At 53.8% G+C, this 21,062-nt stretch carries 18 protein-coding genes; 7 read left to right on the plus strand and 11 right to left on the minus strand.

What is annotated here, in order from left to right; all coding sequences use genetic code 11:
- The first annotated feature begins 5 nt into the window (after nt 1-5).
- Nucleotides 6-1,982: a glycoside hydrolase family 127 protein gene (locus tag EB241_RS00505; RefSeq protein WP_124231283.1), complete on the plus strand. Its 1,977-nt coding sequence runs from the start codon at nt 6-8 to the stop codon at nt 1,980-1,982.
- A 53-nt stretch (nt 1,983-2,035) separates the two neighbouring features.
- Here EB241_RS00505 and mglC read toward each other — a convergent pair whose 3' ends face one another.
- From mglC to EB241_RS00540, 7 genes are all read right to left on the minus strand, one after another.
- A complete protein-coding gene (gene mglC / locus EB241_RS00510) occupies nt 2,036-3,046 on the minus strand; it encodes a galactose/methyl galactoside ABC transporter permease MglC (protein ID WP_124231284.1) in 1,011 nt (336 codons plus the stop codon).
- A 19-nt stretch (nt 3,047-3,065) separates the two neighbouring features.
- Nucleotides 3,066-4,586, minus strand: a complete 1,521-nt coding sequence (gene mglA / locus EB241_RS00515; protein ID WP_124231285.1) for a galactose/methyl galactoside ABC transporter ATP-binding protein MglA — start codon at nt 4,584-4,586, stop codon at nt 3,066-3,068.
- Nucleotides 4,587-4,685: 99 nt separating this feature from the next.
- On the minus strand, nt 4,686-5,681 hold the full coding sequence (gene mglB / locus EB241_RS00520) for a galactose/glucose ABC transporter substrate-binding protein MglB (protein WP_124231286.1): 996 nt from the start codon (nt 5,679-5,681) through the stop codon (nt 4,686-4,688).
- A gap of 348 nt (nt 5,682-6,029) precedes the next feature.
- Entirely contained in the window at nt 6,030-7,028 is a 999-nt protein-coding gene (galS, locus tag EB241_RS00525; RefSeq protein WP_124231287.1) for an HTH-type transcriptional regulator GalS, read from the minus strand.
- Nucleotides 7,029-7,183: 155 nt separating this feature from the next.
- Nucleotides 7,184-8,338: a DUF418 domain-containing protein YeiB gene (gene yeiB, locus EB241_RS00530; protein WP_124231288.1), complete on the minus strand. Its 1,155-nt coding sequence runs from the start codon at nt 8,336-8,338 to the stop codon at nt 7,184-7,186.
- Nucleotides 8,339-8,346: 8 nt separating this feature from the next.
- Nucleotides 8,347-9,012 (minus strand): GTP cyclohydrolase I FolE, encoded by a 666-nt coding sequence (folE, locus tag EB241_RS00535; RefSeq protein ID WP_124231289.1) that lies wholly within the window; start codon nt 9,010-9,012, stop codon nt 8,347-8,349.
- A gap of 126 nt (nt 9,013-9,138) precedes the next feature.
- The gene (locus EB241_RS00540) at nt 9,139-10,275 is read right to left on the minus strand and encodes a YbfB/YjiJ family MFS transporter (RefSeq protein WP_124231290.1); all 1,137 of its coding nucleotides are present in this window, start codon (nt 10,273-10,275) and stop codon (nt 9,139-9,141) included.
- 129 nt (nt 10,276-10,404) lie between these two features.
- On the opposite strand from EB241_RS00540, the gene ptrR reads away from it, so the two are divergent.
- The 3 genes from ptrR (at nt 10,405) to fghA (ending at nt 13,505) form a co-directional block, all read left to right on the plus strand.
- Nucleotides 10,405-11,301, plus strand: a complete 897-nt coding sequence (gene ptrR / locus EB241_RS00545; protein ID WP_124231291.1) for a putrescine utilization regulator PtrR — start codon at nt 10,405-10,407, stop codon at nt 11,299-11,301.
- Between the two features lie 191 nt (nt 11,302-11,492).
- Nucleotides 11,493-12,617: an S-(hydroxymethyl)glutathione dehydrogenase/class III alcohol dehydrogenase gene (locus EB241_RS00550; protein WP_124231292.1), complete on the plus strand. Its 1,125-nt coding sequence runs from the start codon at nt 11,493-11,495 to the stop codon at nt 12,615-12,617.
- Between the two features lie 12 nt (nt 12,618-12,629).
- Entirely contained in the window at nt 12,630-13,505 is an 876-nt protein-coding gene (gene fghA, locus EB241_RS00555; RefSeq protein WP_124231293.1) for an S-formylglutathione hydrolase, read from the plus strand.
- A gap of 42 nt (nt 13,506-13,547) precedes the next feature.
- Here fghA and EB241_RS00560 read toward each other — a convergent pair whose 3' ends face one another.
- The 4 genes from EB241_RS00560 to yieE form a co-directional block, all read right to left on the minus strand.
- Entirely contained in the window at nt 13,548-14,333 is a 786-nt protein-coding gene (locus tag EB241_RS00560; protein ID WP_407644245.1) for an ABC transporter ATP-binding protein, read from the minus strand.
- Nucleotides 14,333-15,415 (minus strand): FecCD family ABC transporter permease, encoded by a 1,083-nt coding sequence (locus tag EB241_RS00565; protein WP_124231295.1) that lies wholly within the window; start codon nt 15,413-15,415, stop codon nt 14,333-14,335. The genes EB241_RS00560 and EB241_RS00565 overlap by 1 nt, the downstream gene beginning before the upstream one ends.
- Nucleotides 15,416-15,582: 167 nt before the next feature.
- Nucleotides 15,583-17,052, minus strand: coding sequence for an amino acid permease (locus EB241_RS00570; RefSeq protein ID WP_124231296.1), 1,470 nt, complete (start codon nt 17,050-17,052; stop codon nt 15,583-15,585).
- 150 nt (nt 17,053-17,202) lie between these two features.
- Nucleotides 17,203-18,081: a DNA-binding transcriptional regulator YeiE gene (gene yieE / locus EB241_RS00575; RefSeq protein ID WP_124231297.1), complete on the minus strand. Its 879-nt coding sequence runs from the start codon at nt 18,079-18,081 to the stop codon at nt 17,203-17,205.
- A gap of 121 nt (nt 18,082-18,202) precedes the next feature.
- Between yieE and EB241_RS00580 the strand changes: the two genes are divergently transcribed.
- The 3 genes from EB241_RS00580 to EB241_RS00590 all read left to right on the plus strand — a co-directional run bounded on the left by EB241_RS00580 (nt 18,203) and on the right by EB241_RS00590 (nt 20,993).
- Nucleotides 18,203-19,261, plus strand: coding sequence for a YeiH family putative sulfate export transporter (locus EB241_RS00580; RefSeq protein WP_124231298.1), 1,059 nt, complete (start codon nt 18,203-18,205; stop codon nt 19,259-19,261).
- Nucleotides 19,262-19,325: 64 nt separating this feature from the next.
- Nucleotides 19,326-20,168, plus strand: a complete 843-nt coding sequence (nfo, locus tag EB241_RS00585; protein WP_124231299.1) for a deoxyribonuclease IV — start codon at nt 19,326-19,328, stop codon at nt 20,166-20,168.
- A 306-nt stretch (nt 20,169-20,474) separates the two neighbouring features.
- A complete protein-coding gene (locus tag EB241_RS00590) occupies nt 20,475-20,993 on the plus strand; it encodes a hypothetical protein (RefSeq protein WP_124231300.1) in 519 nt (172 codons plus the stop codon).
- Nucleotides 20,994-21,062: the final 69 nt, after the last annotated feature.

Genomic DNA, 21,062 nt, shown 5'->3' on the forward strand with positions numbered 1-21,062 from the left:
CTTCCATGCACTATTCCCCGGTGGATCAACCTGAGATCCCGCTTCAGCAAATCACCGTTACCGACCGTTTCTGGCTGTCGTATCAGCGGCTGGTGAAGGATGTGGTGGTGCCCTACCAATGGCGGGCGCTCAATGATGAAGTCGTAGAGGCCGAACCCAGCCATGCCATCGCCAACTTTCGCATCGCGGCCGGCCAGCAAGACGGCGAGTTTTACGGCATGATTTTTCAGGACAGTGATGTGGCAAAGTGGCTGGAAGCGGTGGCTTACCTGCTGGCAAAAGTGTCGGACCCTGAACTGGAGAAGACCGCCGATGCGCTGATTGAACTCATCGGTGACGTCCAACAACCGGATGGCTATCTCAACACCTGGTTTACCGTTAAAGCACCGAATGACCGCTGGACCAATCTGGCAGAGTGTCATGAACTTTACTGTGCCGGACACCTGATTGAGGCCGGTGTGGCCTACGCTCAGGCGACGGGCAAAACACGCCTGCTCACTATCGTCAGCAGGCTTGCAGACCATATCGCCACGGTATTTGGCACGGGAGAAGATCAGCTACAAGGTTACGCTGGCCATCCTGAAATCGAACTGGCCCTGATGCGGCTGTATGAAGCGACCGGTAACCGCCGCTATCTGGATCTGACGACCTACTTTACAGAGCAGCGTGGTACAGCGCCGCATTTCTGGGATATTGAATACAAAAAGCGGGGTGAAACCTCCCACTGGTCGCCCTGTGGTCCGGCGTGGATGGTAAAGGATAAGGCTTACAGCCAGGCCCATCTGCCCATTGCATTGCAGCAAACGGCCATTGGCCATGCGGTGCGCTTTGTTTATCTTTATGCCGGTGTCGCTCATCTGGCACGGCTCAGTGACGATCGGCATAAACGCGAAATATGTCAGCGGCTGTGGGAAAATATGACCACCAGGCAGCTGTATGCTACCGGTGCCATTGGCTCACAAAGTCGCGGTGAGGCTTTCAGTTGTGATTACGATCTGCCGAACGATACCGCGTACACTGAAACCTGTGCCTCAATTGGTCTGATGATGTTTGCCAGGCGGATGCTGGAGATGGAGGCAGACAGCCGCTACGCCGACGTCATGGAACGCGCGCTCTATAACACCGTGCTGGCCGGAATGGCGCTGGACGGCAAGCACTTCTTTTACGTCAATCCGCTGGAAGTACATCCGCAAAGCATTAAGTTCAACCATATCTATGACCACGTGAAACCGGTACGGCAGCGCTGGTTTGGCTGTGCCTGCTGCCCACCTAATATTGCCCGCCTGCTGGCTTCGCTGGGCCATTATATCTATACCCGCCGGGCTGACGGTATTGACGTCAATCTGTTCGTAGGCAGCGAAGTGGAAAGTCAGGTCGGCGGTGGCATACTTAGGCTGAAACAGAGCGGCGACTACCCGTGGCAGGAAACCGTGCTGTTGGAGATTGACTGTGATGAACCACTGAACGCCACGTTGGGACTGCGCCTGCCCGACTGGTGTGCAAAACCGCAGGCCAGTCTGAACGGTGAGATGCTGAATGTGACGCCATTACGCCAGCAGGGTTATCTGCGGCTTAACCGCCGGTGGCAGCGCGGCGACCGTCTGGAGTTGACGCTGCCAATGCCGGTACTGCGGGTGAAAGGCAATCCGCTGCTGCGCCATGTGGCAGGCAAGGTCGCTATCCAGCGAGGCCCGCTGGTCTACTGTCTGGAGCAGGAAGACAACGGTTCGGAACTGCATAATCTGCATCTGCCGGCAACCGCAACGTTTCGTACGCTTACGGGAAGCGAGCTGTTCAGCGGCAAGACGCTACTGCAGGCCGAGGGACTACGCCGTGGATCGGCCAACGCCGACAGTGAGCCACTTTACCGCTTCAACAGCGGGCCCTGCGCTTTCACAGAGCAAACGTTGACCTTTGTGCCCTATTTCAGCTGGGGCAACCGTGGCGAGGGGGAAATGCGGGTCTGGGTGGATGAGCGCTGAAGTAAGCAAACAAGCCGGGCAATTCTGCCCGGCTTTTCATCAGCACAGCGGGATTATTTTTTACGGGCGTACTTCAGGGAGTCCAGTGCCACGGCGAAAATAATAATGCCGCCTTTAATAATGTACTGCCAGTATGGGTTCACCCCGATATAAGTCAGACCGTAGTTGATGACGGTGAAAATCAGCACACCGGTCACCACCCCAGCCACGGTTCCCACACCACCGGCAAACGACACGCCGCCCACCACACAGGCCGCGATCGCATCCAGCTCGTACATAAAGCCCAGGTTGTTGGTTGCCGAACCGATACGACCGGCCTCCAGCATTCCACCGAAGGCATAGAATACGCCAGACAGCGCATAAATCAGGATCAGGTTAAAATTAACGTTCACCCCGGAGACTTTCGCCGCTTCAGGGTTACCGCCGATAGCAAAAATGTTTTTGCCAAAGCGGGTTTTGTTCCACAGGATCCAGACAAAGAAAATGGCTATGGCCGCGTAAAAGGTGATGTAAGAGAGCTTGAACTCACCGAAACGAATAAATCCCTGGGCAAAGGTGGAAAATTTATCATCGAATCCGGCAATCGGTGATGCGCCAACATAGTCGTAGTACAGTGAGTTGATGCCATAAACAATAATCATCGTACCCAGCGTGGTGATAAATGGAGTCACCTTCAGGTAGGCGATGATCAGACCGTTTACCAGACCAATCACGCCACCAATCACGCAAACGGCGAGGATCACCAGCGGAATTGGCACGGTGTTCAGTTGTGGAAACACCTTGTTGGCGTTGTCCATCGCCTGCAGCAGCGTTGCCGCTACCACCGCCGCCAGACCTACCTGGCGACCGGCTGACAGATCGGTACCCTGGGTGACAATCAGCCCGGCGACGCCAAGCGCAATAATAATACGAACAGAAGACTGGGTAAGAATATTACTCAGGTTGGTTAAACTTAAGAATGTCGGATCCTGGAAGATAATAATTGCCAGCAGCACCAGCAACACCACATATATGCCACCCTCTTTTAACCAGGTGAGCGCATTTTTTTTATTTACAGCATTCATGGTAACAGCCCTTACCTTGTTAAAGGTGCTTCGATGCCAAACGTAAAATTTCGTTTTGCGTAGTCGTTTTTGTTTCAACAATACCTGCAACCATGCCGTTACTCATTACCAGGATCCTGTCGGTAATCCCCAAAAGTTCCGGCATTTCAGAAGAGATGATAATGATGCCTTTCTCTCTTTTGGCCAGTTCAGCAATTAACTGATAAATTTCAAACTTAGCCCCAACGTCAATGCCGCGCGTGGGCTCGTCCAGCATCAGAATTTCCGGCTGGGTCAATAACCAGCGGCCAATAATCACTTTTTGCTGGTTACCGCCGGACAGCGATCCAATCGAGGTGGCGTGTCCTGGTGTTTTTACCCGCATGGAGTCAATGACCCACTGGGTATCGCTTTTCATCCGGTTGTTATCCAGCAGGCCGATACTGTTTTTATATTTACGGATATTTGAAATCAGCGAGTTAAAACCAATGTCCAGAAACGCATAAATGCCGGTGGCGCGTCGCTCTTCAGTCACCAGTGCAAAACCATGATTAATGGCTTCATTCGCGCTGTTGTTATTGATTTGCTTGCCGTGCAGTTTAATGGTGCCGCCAGACTTCTCACGAATACCAAACAGGGTTTCGACAATATCGGTGCGCTTCGCGCCCACCAGACCTGCCACACCAAGAATCTCGCCTTTACGCAGATCGAATGAAATATCCCGAATCGACGGCTGACGCAGTGACGTCAGGTTACGTACTTCGAGGATAGTTTCGCCCGGCGTATTGGTTTTATCCGGGAAACGCTGACTGAGCGATCGCCCCACCATCATGGCAATAATTTTATCCATATCCAGCCCTTCCAGCGGCTGGGTGGCAATCCACTGCCCATCGCGCAAAACAGTAATCTCATCGCACAGCTGGAATATTTCTTCCATTTTATGCGAGATATAAACAATCCCGCAGCCGCGATCTTTCAGCTTACGAATAATGGTAAAAAGGTGATTAACTTCTTTTTCTGTTAATGAAGAGGTTGGCTCATCCATAATGACAATTTTGGCATCATAGGAGAACGCTTTGGCAATTTCGACCATCTGCATTTGCGAAACGGAAAGTGTAATCACTTTATCCCGTGGATCGATATCAATATCCAGTTCGTCAAAAATAGCTTTAGTGTCACGGTACATTTTGTCCTGATCGACAAAAAATCCTTTGCGCGGATAACGTCCGAGCCACATGTTATCCATCACCGTGCGTTGCAGCACCAGGTTTAACTCCTGATGGACCATTGAAACGCCATTTTCCAACGCTTCTTTCGAGCTTTTAAAATTAATTTCCTGTCCCTGGAAAAAAATGCTGCCGCTGTCTTTGCTGTAAATACCAAACAGGCATTTTAATAAGGTGGATTTTCCTGCACCATTCTCACCCATCAGGGCATGAACCGAATGAGGGCGGATTTTTAAATTAACGTTGTCTAACGCTTTTACGCCGGGAAATGATTTACTGACGTTGGTCATTTCCAGCAGATATTCGCGCTGATCGGGTTGTTTATCACTGCCCATAATTCTACCTGGCTTAACGTTGCGTGAAACCGGAGCCCGATGGCTACCCCGGAAAACCGGAAAAGGGCGCGGCCCACCGCGCCCATGCCCGTAACAGCTTTATTTCGCGATCTGTGCCAGGTTATCTTTATCAACCGGTACATAGGCGACGCGCACCACTTTTCCTTCAAGTTTATAGTTGGTACCGTCGGTAGCCGGTTTGCCAGCAGCAAGGTTTTTCGCCATATCAAAGGTCGCTTTCGCCTGATTCTGGGCATCGTTCAGCACCGTACCGGCCATCGCGCCAGATTTCACCAGCGCCAGCGCTTCTGGCAGAGCATCGACACCAAACACCGGCACAGAAGATTTGTTGTGCGCCTTCAGCGCTTCAACCGCCCCCATTGCCATTGCATCATTGTTGGCAATAACCACCTCAATTTTGTTACCGTTCGGACCCGACAACCACGCATCCATCTTGTCTTTTGCCTGAGCCGTGTCCCACATGGCGGTATCCAGATGCAGCTGCTGGGTTTTCACGCCGTCTTTGTTCAGGGTATCAATGACATATTTGGTACGGGCTTCAGCATCGGGATGGCCCGGCTCACCTTTCAGCAGCACGAACTGGATCACGCCATCTTTGTTCAGATCCCAACCAGAATTCGCTTTCCAGTGTTTTTCAATCAGCTCGCCCTGCTTCACACCGGACTCTTTAGAGTCGGTGCCAACGTAGTAAGCTTTGTCATAACTGGCCAGCGCTTTGGCCGTCGGCTCTTTGTTGAAAAACACCACCGGGATATCATTGGCTTTTGCCTTGCTGATCACCACCGCAGCGGCCGCCGGGTCAACCAGGTTGATCGCCAACGCTTTCACGCCTTTTGCTACCATTACATCTACCTGGTCATTCTGCGTTGACTGGCTGTTCTGCGAGTCATTCATCAGCAGCTTAACATCAGGGCTGTTTTTTGCTTCTTTCTCAATGTCTTTGCGCACGACGGACATAAAGTTGTCATCGTATTTATAGATGGTCACACCGATGCGGGTATCCGCTGCGTGAACGGTGGCAGCGCACATCATGCTGGCGACAAGAGCAGTAAGCGTGAAAGCCTTCTTATTCATGGTATCTCCGGTTTTTTGTAGGGTCATACTCTGCGTCTCACCTTGCAAGGTAAGGCGCTGAAATCCGGCGTGGCGCTCAGGTTGAGAAAACGTTACGCAAAGCCGATTATTTGTAAAACAAAACCCGACGTCCCTGTGCTTTACCGCTGTCCAGAATGCTGTGTAATTAACTGTTTCACGGCGGCTGAAATCCTCAGCCCCAAAGGGCTAAACCGCGTTACATGATGTTTCAATCCTGCTAACTGCTGGCCATCATAAGGAAGGCAATGTTAATTAACTGTGAATTTACTCACAAATTGAAAACGGTTACATGGCACAATCGCTCAGGTTAGTGACCGGTACCACACTTTAGGCTGAGGACACAGAATGACGACGAACCAGCGTCGGCATAAAGCAGTGTTCATCACTGGTATCCAGACGCCCCTCGGCACCTTTCAGGGCCAGCTCGGTGGCAAGTTTGGCCATTGAAATAACAGGATAGCGCACCGTGCTCAGTTGCGGATCGGTATAGCGCGACATGGGAATATCATCAAAACCCACGACGGAGAGATGCTGCGGCACCGCAATACCATTATCTTTCAGCGCCACCAGCGCACCGGCGGCCATGCTGTCGTTGTAGGCAAACACCGCCGTGAGATGCAGATTGCGCCCAAGCAGCTCTACCATTGCCGCCTCTCCGCCCTGCAAATCCGGTTCAGCATTGGCAATCCAGCTTTCAGGCGGCGTAATACCTTGCTCGCTAAGCGCCTGCTGCCAGCCTGTCCGGCGCTGTTCCACATCCTCGATCGGATGACAGGATCCAAGATAGCCAATGCGCTGGTGGCCCTGTTGCTGCAACATGCGCGTGGCCATCAGCGCCCCGCTGATATTATCCAGACAAACACAGCGATGGGCGTAGCCAGGCAACAGCCGATTAATCAACACCATGCCTGGTACCTGGTCCATTAATGAAGCCAGCTCTGCATCACCCAGGGCTTTGGCATGAACCACCAGTGCGTTACAGCGCTGACGGATCAGCACTTCGATGGCGTGCCGCTCTTTGTCAGCCTGATGATAGGAGTTGTTAATCAGGACGTGTTTTTGCATCCGCTGGGCAACGGTATCAACCGCTTTAACCAGCGCACCAAAAAAAGGGTCCGAGACATCCATCACCACCACACCGATGGTGTCGCTGACCTGTGAAGCCAGCGCCTGCGCATTGGCATTGGGCCGGTAGCCCAACGCGTCAACGATACCCAGCACCCTGTCGCGGGTTTCAGCGGTGACCGCGTTGCTGTTGTTCAGCACGCGCGACACCGTTGCCACCGACACGCCAGCCTCACGGGCCACATCACGGATGGTAATCATGGTTGTTTAACCGAAGAGAAAGTCTGCATAGCCGTTCCTGACCTAAAGTCTGAGGCAAGCATTCTGACAGGCGTCGGCAACGGACTACGTGAATCGCGTCACAGCAATGAAAACGGTTACATACAATTACGCAACATTTGTGACAATTGTCTCCTTCAGGCGTTTTTTTCCGGCGGCGGACCGCCAGTTAGCAGGGTCAGTTTGTGCCACAGCCATTCCACCGGTCCGCGACGGAAATAACGCAGCCAGCAGAGCGAGAACAGGATGTTGCACAACCACACCAGCGGCACCAGCAGCAGTAACTGCCAGCGGTCCAGCTGATTAAACCAGCCCAGTCGGTTAAACAGCGTGGTAGATAAAGCCGTCTGCAACAGATAGTTGCTCAGCGCCATACGGCCAACGCAGGAAATAGCAAAGGTCATTTTCAGACGGGAGAGCACAGGCCAGTAACCAAAACATAACGCGGCATAGCCCGCGCCCTGCAACGGTGCGCCCAGCTCACGCGGCACCTGCAAGTAAAAGGCCGCCCAGCGGAAATCCCAACCGCTTATCCATTGCAGATAAATCGCCGGGATCTGAATAAGCCATGCGCTACCAATCAGCATCAGTGCACAGCGGCGGTAATGGACCTGACTCCAGCTCCCTCGCAGCCAGCCGCATTGCATCAGTGCTGCCCCCATCATCATCAGCCCGGCCAGTTGCCAGCCGTACTGTACCCCCAACGACAGCAGGCCGGAAGAAAGCATATCCAGACGATTGCGCATCGCTTCCCAGCCACCGTGGGTTTTCCAGAACGTTTCGTACTGTACTTCGGCAAAGCCCGGCAGCCATGAGTCGTTCGCCTGTCCCCCTGCCGCCATACCCAGTACGATCAGCAGCACGCTGCCAACCATATACAGCAGAACGCCGGTACTGAACAACTGGCGGGGGGAGCCGACATCCCGGATCATTCGCCAGACCACCAGCCCAATCAGGCCGTAGTCCAGAAGAATATCGCCATCCCAGAAAAAAACGCCGTGGAGAAAGCCAAACAGTACCAGCCAACTCAGGCGCGCCTGTAACCAGCGTTTGCCGTTCGGCAGCAACATCTGTAAACCGGCACCAAACAGCAGGGCAAAAAGCGAGAGAAATTTGATCTGGGCAAAGAGATCCACTGCCGCCCAACTTAACGCATCCTGCCAGTGAGGCAGCCCATGCCAGGCGGGGTTAAGATAGGCGGCGCGGGGCAACCCAAAGGCAACAATATTCAGCAGCAGGATCCCCAGAATGGCAAGACCCCGGATAAAGTCCAGCGTGGGGATCCGTGGCATGCTGACTGTCAGCCGTGACGGACGGCACGCAGGAATTCCTGCCGGGTATTCTGGCTGGACTTAAACAGCCCGCCCAGTGAGGTGGTGGTGGTGGCACTGGTCGCATCACGGATACCGCGCGCTTTCACGCAGTAGTGCACCGCATCAATGGAAACGGCCACATTATTAGTGCCCAGCAGCGTCTGAAGTGCCACCAGCACCTGCTGGGTCAGGCGTTCCTGCACCTGTGGACGTGAGGAAAAAAACTGCACGATGCGGTTGATCTTTGACAGGCCAATGACTTTATCTTTCGGAATATAGGCCACGGTGGCTTTACCGTCGATCATCACAAAATGGTGCTCACAGGTGCTGGTGAGGGTAATGTCTCGCACCGTCACCATCTCATCCACCTTCATTTTATTTTCAATCAGGGTGATTTTGGGGAAATTAGCGTAATTCAGCCCTGAAAAGATCTCATTAACGTACATTTTGGCGATACGGTGCGGCGTTTCAGCCAGGCTGTCATCTTCCAGATCGAGATTCAGCAGTTGCATAATCTCGGTCATATGACCGGCAATCAGATTTTTTCGGCTTTCGTCATCCATTTCACGCACAGGTGCGCGCAGTGGGGTTTCCAGTCCACGGGCAAGCAGCGCGTCGTGAACAAGTGTGGCTTCCTGACTTAACGTCGCCATGACTGTTTCTTCTCCGGCAGGGTTTACTGCGGCCCGCAACAGAGCCGCTCTCAATTCTGAGGCGGTATTCTGGTACACAACGCGCCGTTAATCCAGTTAATCAGTTATCCGTGGCATGAAACGGCCTCATTCAGCGCCGGCATCACGCCACCAGGCCAGCACCCCCGCCAGTAACAGCCCCGCTCCCGCCAGATATAACGCAGGTTCCAGTTGGTGGCTCAGCGCGGTGGACAGCGCCGAAAAAAGCGGCCCCAGAAGCTGCCCAATGGCATAGCCGGTGGTCAGCAGGCCGGCCATATAGCGGGCATGCTGCGGTGCCAGTTCGCGGGCGCGGAAGAGGGAAAGCTGCACCACATTAAGAAAACCGCCGCCGATCAGTATCGCCCCCAGCACCAGCCCACTGATACCGGTTAACCGATCGGCACAAACGATTCCCAGCGCCTGAAGCCAGAGGGTAATTGCCAGCCGCTGGCTGGCGCGGCCAGTATGACGGGTGGCAATGCCCAGCACAATGCCTGCCACTGAAGCCCCACCAAACAGTGGCCAGGCAAGAAGGGCAAGCTCGCTGTGAGGAAAACGTGATATGGCCAGCTGTGACAGGAACGTGGCCGGCAGTATGTAACCGAACCCGGCCAGACTGTAGCTCCAGACCAGCCTTTTCAAACTGCCGGTGATCATCAGCGGTTCTGCCGTCATCGCTGGCCGGTGCAGTTCACCTTTACGCGGCAAATAGCGAGCCACCGGTAACAACAAAAACAGTGCCAACAGGCCATAGATAAACCATGCCGTGGCGGCACTCGCGCCGTGAATATGTAAAATCCATGCCAGCAGCCCACAAAGCAATATCCCGACGCCAGGCCCGGCAAATACCGCGGCACTCATGTCCGGACGCCCCAAAATATGCAGTTTTTCTCCGCTCCAGGCCGCAATTAACACCAGCCCCCAGCCGCTGGACCAGCCTGCAAGAAAGCGAATCACACCGTGCAGCCATGCAACAGAAACGCAGGCAGACAATAAGGTCAGCACCACCGCGCCAGCAATACCCGCCAGCAGCCGCAGTTCAACATGTCGGGTAGCCCGCATCGCGTCATAGGCACCAAAGAGATAGCCTAAGTAGTTCAGAGCAGCCACCACCGCCGTGCTGGTCAGTGAAAGCTGGTGTTCACCGATCATCAGCGGAACCTGGGGTGTAAATGCAAAGCGGCCAATTCCCATTATCACCACCAGCGAAAGAAATGCGCTGAGCGCCACACGAACAGCCATACTGACTTCTCCATTTTGTCTGGCGCAACGCGCCGGGTACCACAATCTGAGTGTTGCCAATATGCTGCCTCAAGGTTAAACTCACGAAAAGTGAATAACAGAAACAAAGTTACTTACAATAAGAGAATAATGGATCTGACCCAATTAAAAATGTTCTGTACCGTAGCTGAAACAGGATCGCTGGCTCGCGCGGCAGAATTATTGCATCGCGTACCATCCAACCTGACCACACGCCTGCGTCAGCTTGAACATGAATTGGGAATGGATCTGTTTATCCGTGAGAAACAGCGTCTGCGACTGTCGCCCGTGGGACACAATTTTCTCGGCTACGCCAAACGCATCCTGGCACTTAGCGAGGAGGCGATGAATATGACGCACAATGGCGAACCCGGCGGCAACTTTGCGCTGGGTTCAATGGAGAGCACCGCTGCCGCCCGCCTGCCGATGCTGCTGTCAGCTTATCATCAGCGCTACCCCACCGTTGCGCTTTCGCTCCTGACCGGCACCTCCGCTGAAATCATTGAGCGAGTCCGCGCCGGTACGCTCTCTGCCGCCCTGGCCAGTGGCCCCATACTTTTCAACGAACTGAACAGTTGTCTGGCTTTTACTGAACAAATGATCCTGATTTCCAGCCTGGATCATCGGCCTGTTTATCATCCCAAAGATGCCGCCGGCAAAACGTTGTTTGCTTTCGGGCCAGGTTGTTCTTATCGTTCGCGTTTTGAAAACTGGTTCCACAACGAGGGCGTGCAGCCCGGCACTTTTATGGCAATCCAGTCGTATCACGCTATGCTGGCCTGCGTTGCCAGTGGCGGCGGTCTGGCGCTGTTACCGGAATCGGTGCTGGCGCAACTGCCAGCCGCAGGCCAGGTCCGTCGTCATACTTTACCGGAAGCGATCGCCTGCACCACCACTTACCTCGTCTGGCGTCGCGATGCCTTTACGCCGAATATTAAGGCACTGAAATATATGATTATTGACCTGATGGATGGCGCCTCCCCGTCAGGTGAAATCCCGACGGGCTGAAAAAATCGTCCATACTTATTACACTGATTTTTTAATAACCGGGCAAAACTGTCGTTGCCTGGCTGGCTAAGAATGGCAGATTCTGGCTGGTCCCGATGTTTTCAGCACCATCGCTGGTGGCGTTTGGGATAATGCTCTGCCCTCTTTGCACCACAGACGACCTTACCGGTTGATACTTAAAGGAAACCTACATGCAAATGATAAAAACGCGCGCCGCCGTTGCCTGGGCTGCCGGTGAACCACTGAAAATTGAAGAAGTTGATCTGATGCCACCGCAAAAGGGCGAAGTGCTGGTGCGCATCGTCGCCACCGGCGTTTGCCATACCGATGCTTACACCCTCTCAGGAAAAGATCCTGAAGGCGTGTTCCCGGCGATCCTGGGGCACGAAGGCGGTGGCATCGTTGAAGCGTTAGGCGAAGGCGTGACCAGCGTGGCGGTTGGTGACCATGTGATTCCGCTTTACACGCCGGAATGCGGCAAGTGTAAATTCTGTCTGTCCGGCAAAACCAATCTCTGTCAGGCCATACGCGCCACGCAGGGTAAAGGCCTGATGCCGGATGGCACCACCCGCTTCTTCAAAGATGGCCAGCCCATTTTCCATTATATGGGTACTTCCACCTTCTCTGAATTCACGGTGGTGCCGGAAATCTCCCTGGCCAAAATCAGTAAAGAAGCACCGCTGGAAGAAGTCTGTCTGCTCGGCTGCGGCGTGACCACCGGCATGGGGGCGGTGATGAATACCGCAAAAGTGAAAGAAGGCGATACCGTGGCGATTTTTGGCCTGGGTGGGATTGGCCTGTCGGCCATTATTGGCGCGAAAATGGCGAAAGCGGGCCGTATTATCGGCATCGATCTTAATACCAGTAAGTTCGATCTGGCGACAAAGCTCGGCGCAACCGACCTGATCAACCCGCAGGATTACGACAAACCGATTCAGGAAGTGATAGTCGAGATGACCGATGGCGGCGTGGACTTCTCTTTTGAATGTATCGGCAACGTCAATGTGATGCGCTCCGCGCTTGAATGCTGCCATAAAGGCTGGGGGGAATCGGTAATTATCGGCGTGGCCGGAGCCGGTGAAGAGATTGCCACCCGTCCGTTCCAGCTGGTGACCGGCCGTGTCTGGCGAGGTTCGGCGTTTGGTGGCGTCAAGGGTCGCTCACAGCTGCCGGATATCGTACAGCGCTATCTTGACGGCGAGTTCAGGCTGGACGATTTCATCACCCACACCCTGCCGCTGGAAGAGATTAACCAGGCCTTTGAATTGATGCATAAAGGCGAATCAATCCGCACCGTGGTGCATTACAACAAATAAGCAGGAGGATTGATGGTAGCCACTCTGGAGCTTCTGGAAGAACATCGTCTGTTCGGCGGCTGGCAACAGCGTTACCGGCACCAGTCAGCCGCACTTAACTGTACCATGACCTTCAGTATTTTTCTGCCTGGCCCTAAAGGGGAAACGCCACCGCCAGTGGTATGGTGCCTCGCAGGACTGACCTGTAACGATGAAAATTTCCCAACTAAATCCGGTGCGCAACGCATCGCGGCCGAGCTTGGGCTGGTACTGGTGATGCCAGACACCAGCCCGCGTGGAGAAGGCGTGGCGGATGATGATGGCTATGACCTGGGTCAGGGTGCGGGATTCTATCTCAACGCTACCCGGCTCCCGTGGAAAACACATTATCGCATGTACGATTATCTGCATGAGGAACTGCCCGCGCTTATCGCCGGAAATTTCCACGTCAGCGATCGTCAGGCGATGATGGGACATTCAATGGGCGGTCACGGTGCCCTTATGCTGGCGCTGCGTAATCCACAGAGATTCACTTCAGTCTCCGCCTTTGCCCCCATTGTCAACCCCACAGAGGTGCTGTGGGGGCAAAAGGCATTTCGCGCCTATCTGGGCGAGGAGAGTAGCAGCTGGTATCAGTACGACAGTTGCTGGCTGATGCAGCAGAGTTCGGCACGGATCCCGATGCTTATCGATCAGGGAGACAGCGATCAGTTTCTTGCCGATCAACTGCGCCCGGAACGGCTCGAAGCTATTGCCGCGGAAAAAGACTGGCCGTTAACCGTGCGCATCCAGCCGGGTTACGATCACAGCTACTTTTTTATCGCCAGCTTTGTGGAGGATCATCTGCGCTTTCATGCCGGACACCTGTTCGCAACGACGCCAGCAAAACAGGGTCTTACCGGCCCATAGAGATAACCGATATGCCAGGCGAAGGGCGTCGCCTGGCGTTACTCAGCACTCTGGTTGCGCAACCAGCCCATCAATCAGCACCTGCGGCACGCCCTGAGAACAGCGTTCTATCCGCCCCCTGACACCATAAACTTTTGCCAGGCTCTCGGGAGTAATAACCTCCTGTGGCAAACCGTCGGCAATTAATTCACCTTTCTGCAACATTAATACATGCTCACCGTGGCGCAGGGCAATATTGATATCATGCACCACCACAATGGTAACAATGTTACGGCTACGGGTTTCCCGACGGACCAGATCCATGACGTGGAACTGGTAATTCAGATCCAGGGCGCTGAGTGGTTCATCAAGCAATAACAGCTCCGGGCGACGGATCAGCGACTGTGCCAGCCCCACCAACTGTTTCTGACCGCCAGACAGTTGGTCAAGATAGCTCATTGCCAGATGAGCAATTCCCAACCTTTCAAGCAGCTCCATCACCTCTGTTTTGCTGGCCTGGCTGTGGCGTCCACCCGACGCGCGCTGCGCCACAATTATCGATTCGAGGACGTGCAGGTGCACACCGGCAGGCAGCGACTGCGGCAGATAAACCACCTTCTCTGCCCGGCGGGCAAACGGCAACGCTATCAGCTCGCTACCGTTCAGCCACAGTTGCCCCTGTGCACGATTAAGCCCGGCCAGTGAACGCAGCAGCGTTGATTTGCCACAGCCGTTTGGCCCCAGCAGGACGGTAATTTTTCCCCTTGGCAGCAGCGGCACATTAAGGTTGCTGATGATCTGGCATTTGGGATATCCGGCATAAAAGCCGCTAATTTTCAGGCCATCCATCAGACATTCCCCCGGTGGCGTAAAATAATACTCAGGAAGAACGGCACGCCAACCAGTGACGTCACGATGCCGACCGGGATAATCACTCCCGGTATCAGGTTTTTGGACACCACCGAGGCCAGCGAAAGCACCAGCGCACCGGTCAGCGCGCTGGCTGGCAGATAAAAACGATGATCTTCACCAAATATCAGACGGGCGATATGCGGGGCCACCAGCCCGATAAAACCGATAGGCCCGACAAAAGCCACGGCCAACGCGGAGAGGATACTGATACGTAATAGCGTGGCCAGCCGCAGACGACGCACATCAATACCAAAACTGACCGCACGATCTTCGCCAAGACGCAGCGCCGTCAGTTTCCAGGCGCTCATCATTGACAACGGTACCAGCACCGCAAACGCCGCTGTCAGTACGCCCAGCTTCTGCCATGACGCGCGTGCCAGACTGCCCATAGTCCAGAACACCAGTCCCTGTAGCGTATCTTCGCTGGCAATAAACTGCAGCATTGAAACCAGCGCGTTAAAGGTAAAGACCAGCGCAATACCAAACAGCACCACACCCGCGCTGGCAATACGGGTCCAGCGCGTAACGCCATCCAGCATCAGGGCAGCAAACAGGGCAAAGATAAAGGCATTCGCCGAGATAAACCACTGGTCGGGAATGCCGGGAATGCCGATGCCAAGCACAATCGCCAGCGCCGCACCAAATGCCGCCGCAGAGGAAACACCCAAAGTAAAGGGGCTGGCCAGTGGGTTATTAAGGATGGTTTGCATCTCTGCACCCGCGAGGCCCAGCGACAGCCCCACCACCACCGCCATCAGCGCGTAAGGCAGACGAATATCCCAGACGATCACCCGCGTACCGGCATCCACACTTTCCGGCGACAGCAGTGTCTGCCACAGCGTGGATAAAGACAAACCAGAAGGGCCAAGCGTGAAATCGAGCAACAGCGACGCGAGAATGGCAATCAACAGCACGCTCATCATTATCATACGATGACGCAATACCCGCTGGTAACGGCTCATCACACCGTCATTCTGACGCCCGGCACCATGATGTGCGGGATCGTGGGTTACACTCATTTTTACACCTGACAGGGGGAAAAAAAACACGGCGGTAACATTAAAGGAAATGATAATAGTTATCAATAATCTTTGCAGGCAACTGTTTCATTTGGTAGCGATAAAGGCGCAAAGAACGCGCCTTTATTTAAACAATGAATTAACAAAAATAGCATCAGGCGATACCGCTAGCCTTTAAAGTCAGGAAAGGTCATTTCGCTGTATTTGATAAAACGGGTCTTCTTCACCAGTTTGTAGCCAAACCAAATCACCAGAAACAGCGGGATGCCGATGTAGGTAGCGGCAACTGCGTACCAGTCTATTCTGTCGGCCAGAAACGCCTGATAGTTCTGACCAAGGGTGATAACCAGACACAGAACAAAAGCGAATACCGGTCCCAGGGGGAAAAAACGCGAGCGGTACGGCAATGCTGCCAGATCAAATCCCTGTGCCAGATAACCACGGCGAAAACGATAGTGACTGATGGCAATCCCCAGCCAGGCAATAAAACCGGTCATGCCAGAGGTGTTCAGCAGCCACAGGTAGACTGACTGATTACCAAACAGTGAAGTGAGAAAACAGAGCGCGGCCACCAGCGTGGTGGCGATAAGTGCATTACGCGGCACGCCGCCCGCCGAGAGAGTGCCAAACAGCTTCGGCGCTTTGCCCTCACGCGCCAGAGTGAATAACATGCGGGTACAGGCATACATGCCTGAGTTTCCGGCAGAGAGGACGGAGGTCAGGATCACCGCATTCATCACCGCTGCCGCAGAGAGCAGACCGGCATGTTTGAATACCAGCGTAAACGGACTGACGCTGATGTCTTTCACATCGTTGCGCAACAGCTCCGGCGCGGTGTAAGGAATGATCAGGCTGATAACGAGGATCGCCAGCACGTAAAACAACAGAATGCGCCAGAATACCTGCCGTACCGAGCGCGGAATGTTTTTTGCCGGATCCTCAGACTCTCCCGCTGCAATGCCAATCAGTTCCGTTCCCTGAAAAGAGAAGCCCACGATCATTGCCACACCAATCATCGCCGAGAAGCCACCGGCAAATGGCGCGTCACCAATCTGCCAGTTGGCCCAGCCCGCCACCGGCTCGCTGCCTCGCAGGATGCCACCGATCATCAGCACGCCCACCAGGATAAAAATAATCACGGTGACCACTTTGATAAGGGAAAACCAGTATTCAGCCTCGCCAAATCCCTTCACTGACAGGTAGTTAAGCAGGAAAAGTACGCCGAGGAAGATGGCACTCCAGATCCAGCCTGGCGTATCCGGGAACCAGTACGTCATGACCAGCTGTGATGCCACCAGGTCCACGGCAATCGTCACCGCCCAGTTGTACCAGTAGTTCCAGCCAAGCGCAAAGCCAAAGCCTTCTTCCACATAACGCGAGCCATAGGTGGAAAAAGAACCGGATACCGGCATAAACGCCGCCAGTTCCCCAAGACTGGTCATCAGAAAATAAACCATCAAACCGATCAGCGCGTATGAGAGCAGCGCACCACCCGGCCCCGCCTGGGATATGGTCGCCCCGGATGCCACAAACAGACCGGTTCCAATAGAACCACCAATAGCAATCATCGTCAGATGACGCGTTTTCAATACCCGACGTAACCCAGGTTGTTGTGTTGTTATTTTGTCTTTAACCATCTTGAAATGCTGCACCCTGGCTGAAATGAGGCGCGATTGTAGCAAACTCTTCCACCAGCGACAGTGTTAAGGCCCTTTTTATAAGACAGCTTAATAATGATGGTAAAATTATTAGCCCGAATGCAATTTACCGCATAAAGTACATGCCAATCAGCATATTACCGTTTCATTGCAGTAGCTCAGGAACCGTAACAACGGTCTGGAAAGGTGCTTCTGACGATGATGGATCCGATACAGCGTGCGTTGCAGTGGCGGCACTGGCAGCGCCACTTCCCGCAGTATCCCGCTTTGTAATTGTTCCGCAACTACCCGCCTTGACAGGCAACTGATCCCCATGCCATGGCGGACGGCGTGTTTTATCGCTTCAGAGTTACCCAATTCCAGTGCCAGACGAAATGACGGCAGATGCGAGAGCAACAGATAATCCACGATCTCACGCGTACCTGAGCCTTGTTCACGCAGGATCCACGGGGCACTGGCCAGGCTTTCCAGCGTTACAGGACCGTGCAAAACAGGTGCGTCGGGCGCGGCAAACACCACCAGTTCATCCTCCAACCACGACTCACTGATCAAATCACTCATATGACATGGCCCTTCGATCAGGCCAATATCGGCGCGAAAATCGGCCACGGCGTTAATAACATCCTGGCTGTTACCCACGCTCAGCTCCAGCGGCAGATCCGGGTAATCCCGCCGCCAGCGGGCTATCATTCCCGGTAGCATATAGTTACCAATGGTGCTGCTGGCAGAGATGCGCAGGGCCCCCTTGTCCTCACGAAACAACAGCTCAATTTCCGTTGCCTGCTCCAACAATGCCACCGCGCGCGGATAGAGCAGTCGGCCGTGTTCGTTGACCACCAGTCGTTTGCCGACGCGATCAAACAGCTGCACCCCCAGCTGATGTTCAAGATCCGCCAGGGCCGCGCTAACCGCCGACTGCGAAAGAGACAGCAGCAACGCCGCCTGGGTAGTGGAGCCGCTTTTAAGTACTTCCCGGAATACGTCAAGTTGTCTCAATGTAATATGCATCACTCCTCCTTACGCCATCATCGCAGCCATATCATTTATTCTGGTTAATTATAAATATATAATCAATTTCTCTTTTAAGCCAGCCGGGTTCATGCTGTCCGCTCTCAACAGGAGTATTGTGATGGCCGACCTGACATTGACGCATTCCCAGCCCCACCCCTTACGCCATGTGACGGGCCTTTTACTCTCATTGTTACTGGCCACGGTCGCTATCTGGCTCGGTAACCAGCCTGCGGTAGCCGCGCTGGGTCTGGGAGCATTAACCCTTGCCATTATCGCCGGTATGCTGGCAGGCAACACGGTTTATGCGCGCTGTGCTGAACGTTGCGATCCCGGTGTAATGCTGGCGAAACAACGCCTGTTGCGTCTCGGTATTATCCTGTACGGCTTGCGTCTGACCGTGCAGCAAATTGCTGGCGTTGGCATCAGTGGTGTGTTGATTGATGTTCTGACGCTCAGTTCCACATTTCTGCTGGCCTGCGGTTTGGGACGGCGTGTGTTTGGCCTTGACCGGCAAACCTGCTGGCTGATTGGTGCCGGCAGCAGCATCTGTGGTGCCGCCGCCATCATGGCCACCGGGCCGGTTGTCCGGGCTGAAGCATCAAAAGTGACGGTTGCTGTTGCCACCGTGGTGCTGTTCGGCACGCTGGGCATTTTTATCTATCCCCTGCTCTGGCAATGGGCCAGCGCCACTATCCCCACCATGACCGGCACAGCGTGGGGTATTTTCACCGGCTCCACGCTGCATGAAGTGGCTCAGGTTGTCGCCGCCGGGCACGCCGTCAGCCCGGAAACCGAAAATGCAGCCGTGATTGCCAAAATGCTGCGGGTAATGATGCTGGCACCTTTTCTGCTGTTGCTCAGTGCCCGACTGAGAAACAGCACAGCCGTCATCGGCAGATCCCCGGATAGCATTACTTTTCCGTGGTTCGCCCTGATGTTTATCGCCGTGGCGCTGTTTAACTCTATGCATCTGTTGCCACAGCGCATCATCGTGAACCTGAATCAGCTGGATAATCTGTTGCTGGCGATGGCGATGGCGGCGTTGGGCCTGACCACACGCTTCAGCGCGCTGAAGCAGGCCGGGCTGAAGCCATTACTGCTGGGGTTACTGTTGTTTGTCTGGCTGATCGCCGGAGGTGGAGCAATTAACCTTGCCGTACAACATTTAATGGCATGATTTCCCGCCGACCGGTTATCATTGCCCGTTAGCGTGTTCAGATACCCCCAACAGGAGAAACGGCATGAAATTTATTGGTGCCCACGTCAGTGCTGCCGGCGGCGTGGACCAGGCGGTGCTTCGCGCCCATGAACTGGAAGCGACAGCTTTTGCACTTTTCACCAAGAACCAGCGCCAGTGGCGCGCGGCTCCGCTAACTGATGACGTGATTGCCGCTTTTCGCGCGGCCTGTGAAAAATATCACTACGATGCCGGTCAAATTCTGCCCCACGACAGCTATCTGATTAATCTTGGTCACCCGGTGGAGGAAGCGCTGGAGAAATCGCGCGACGCTTTTATTGATGAAATGCGCCGTTGCGAGCAGCTGGGTCTTTCGCTGCTGAATTTTCACCCCGGTAGCCATCTGCATCAGATTGACGAAGACGCCTGTCTGCAACGGATCGCTGAGTCTGTCAATATCGCGCTGGAAAAAACCACCGGCGTTACCGCCGTGATTGAAAATACCGCCGGTCAGGGCAGCAATCTGGGTTTCCGCTTTGAACATCTGGCGGCGATCATTGAAGGTGTGGAAGATAAATCCCGCGTTGGCGTCTGTATTGATACCTGCCACGCTTTTGCCGGAGGTTATGATCTGCGTAGCGAAGAAGCCTGCGTGGAAACCTTTGCAGAATTCGACCGCATCGTTGGCTTTAACTATCTGCGTGGGATGCATCTTAACGATGCCAAAAGCGATTTCGCCAGCCGGGTTGACCGTCACCACAGTCTGGGAGAGGGTAACATCGGCAAAACGGCGTTCAGCTGGCTGATGAAAGACAGCCGCTTTGACGGTATTCCGATGATCCTGGAAACCATCAACCCGGATATCTGGAAAGACGAGATAGCCTGGCTGAAGGCAGAGCAACGTTAACCAGAGTTAAACCGCGCGGCGATTTATTCCAGGCCGCGCCCGATATCTTTTCTGCCAGCGGGCCTATTATCGTTGTCGGCTTCGCCCGTTCTGTTTACGGTATTTCTTCGCTTAATCAACCCGATAACCCTTTCTGAACAAGGTCAGGTTTTCGCCTGCCATTTTAAGAACAGCATAAATCAGCCTTATTATTCACCAAATCAACCTCCCCACAAAACAACGGTTTATTACCGGTTGATACGTTGCTCTCTATTATCAGCCCTGATGTTTATTGACCTCATTCCAGCTGATTAAGAGATTTTACTCGTGCTTAAAAAATCAGGCAGGGCTTTATATTGGCTTGTCTGTGCTGTCTCAACGACAAGCCAGGCAAGCTCGTTGCATTTGTACTCTTTTAACACCGGTTCGTTCGTCTACCATCTGACCGGTAATAAAGGACAGTACAATGAAAATTTTAATAACCAATTCGTCTCGGTGGAGCGCAAATTCTCTGAAACGTCAAAATACAGCGGACTGGTTGGCACGCTAAAAAACAGCTTTGACGATCGCTGTCTGTCACTGGCGGTGAGAAGAGACTGGGCAGACTGGGATAATGGCTGGGTTTTTAAGGGCGTTTATGGCTATACCGGCGAATTCTTTTTTAAATCATTCAGTCACTGTGGCGATCGCGGTTCTTATCATGCGTTTAAGAAAGCCACCGGCGTCGGCTTCTCGCCGTACCTTTACAATGGAATACAGTACAACTTTAACCGCCATATCGGTGTCGACGCCGGGATTATCTTCCCTGCAATCTTTGCAGCAACTGTTGAATGGCGTTTCGGCTAAGGACAGAAGAAAGGGCAGATGCTGAGAACGGCGTGGATAATCTACCCTTCCCTGCATCTGCCCTGCTGA

This window comes from Erwinia psidii (genome assembly GCF_003846135.1).
Classification (GTDB): Bacteria; Pseudomonadota; Gammaproteobacteria; order Enterobacterales; family Enterobacteriaceae; genus Erwinia; species Erwinia psidii.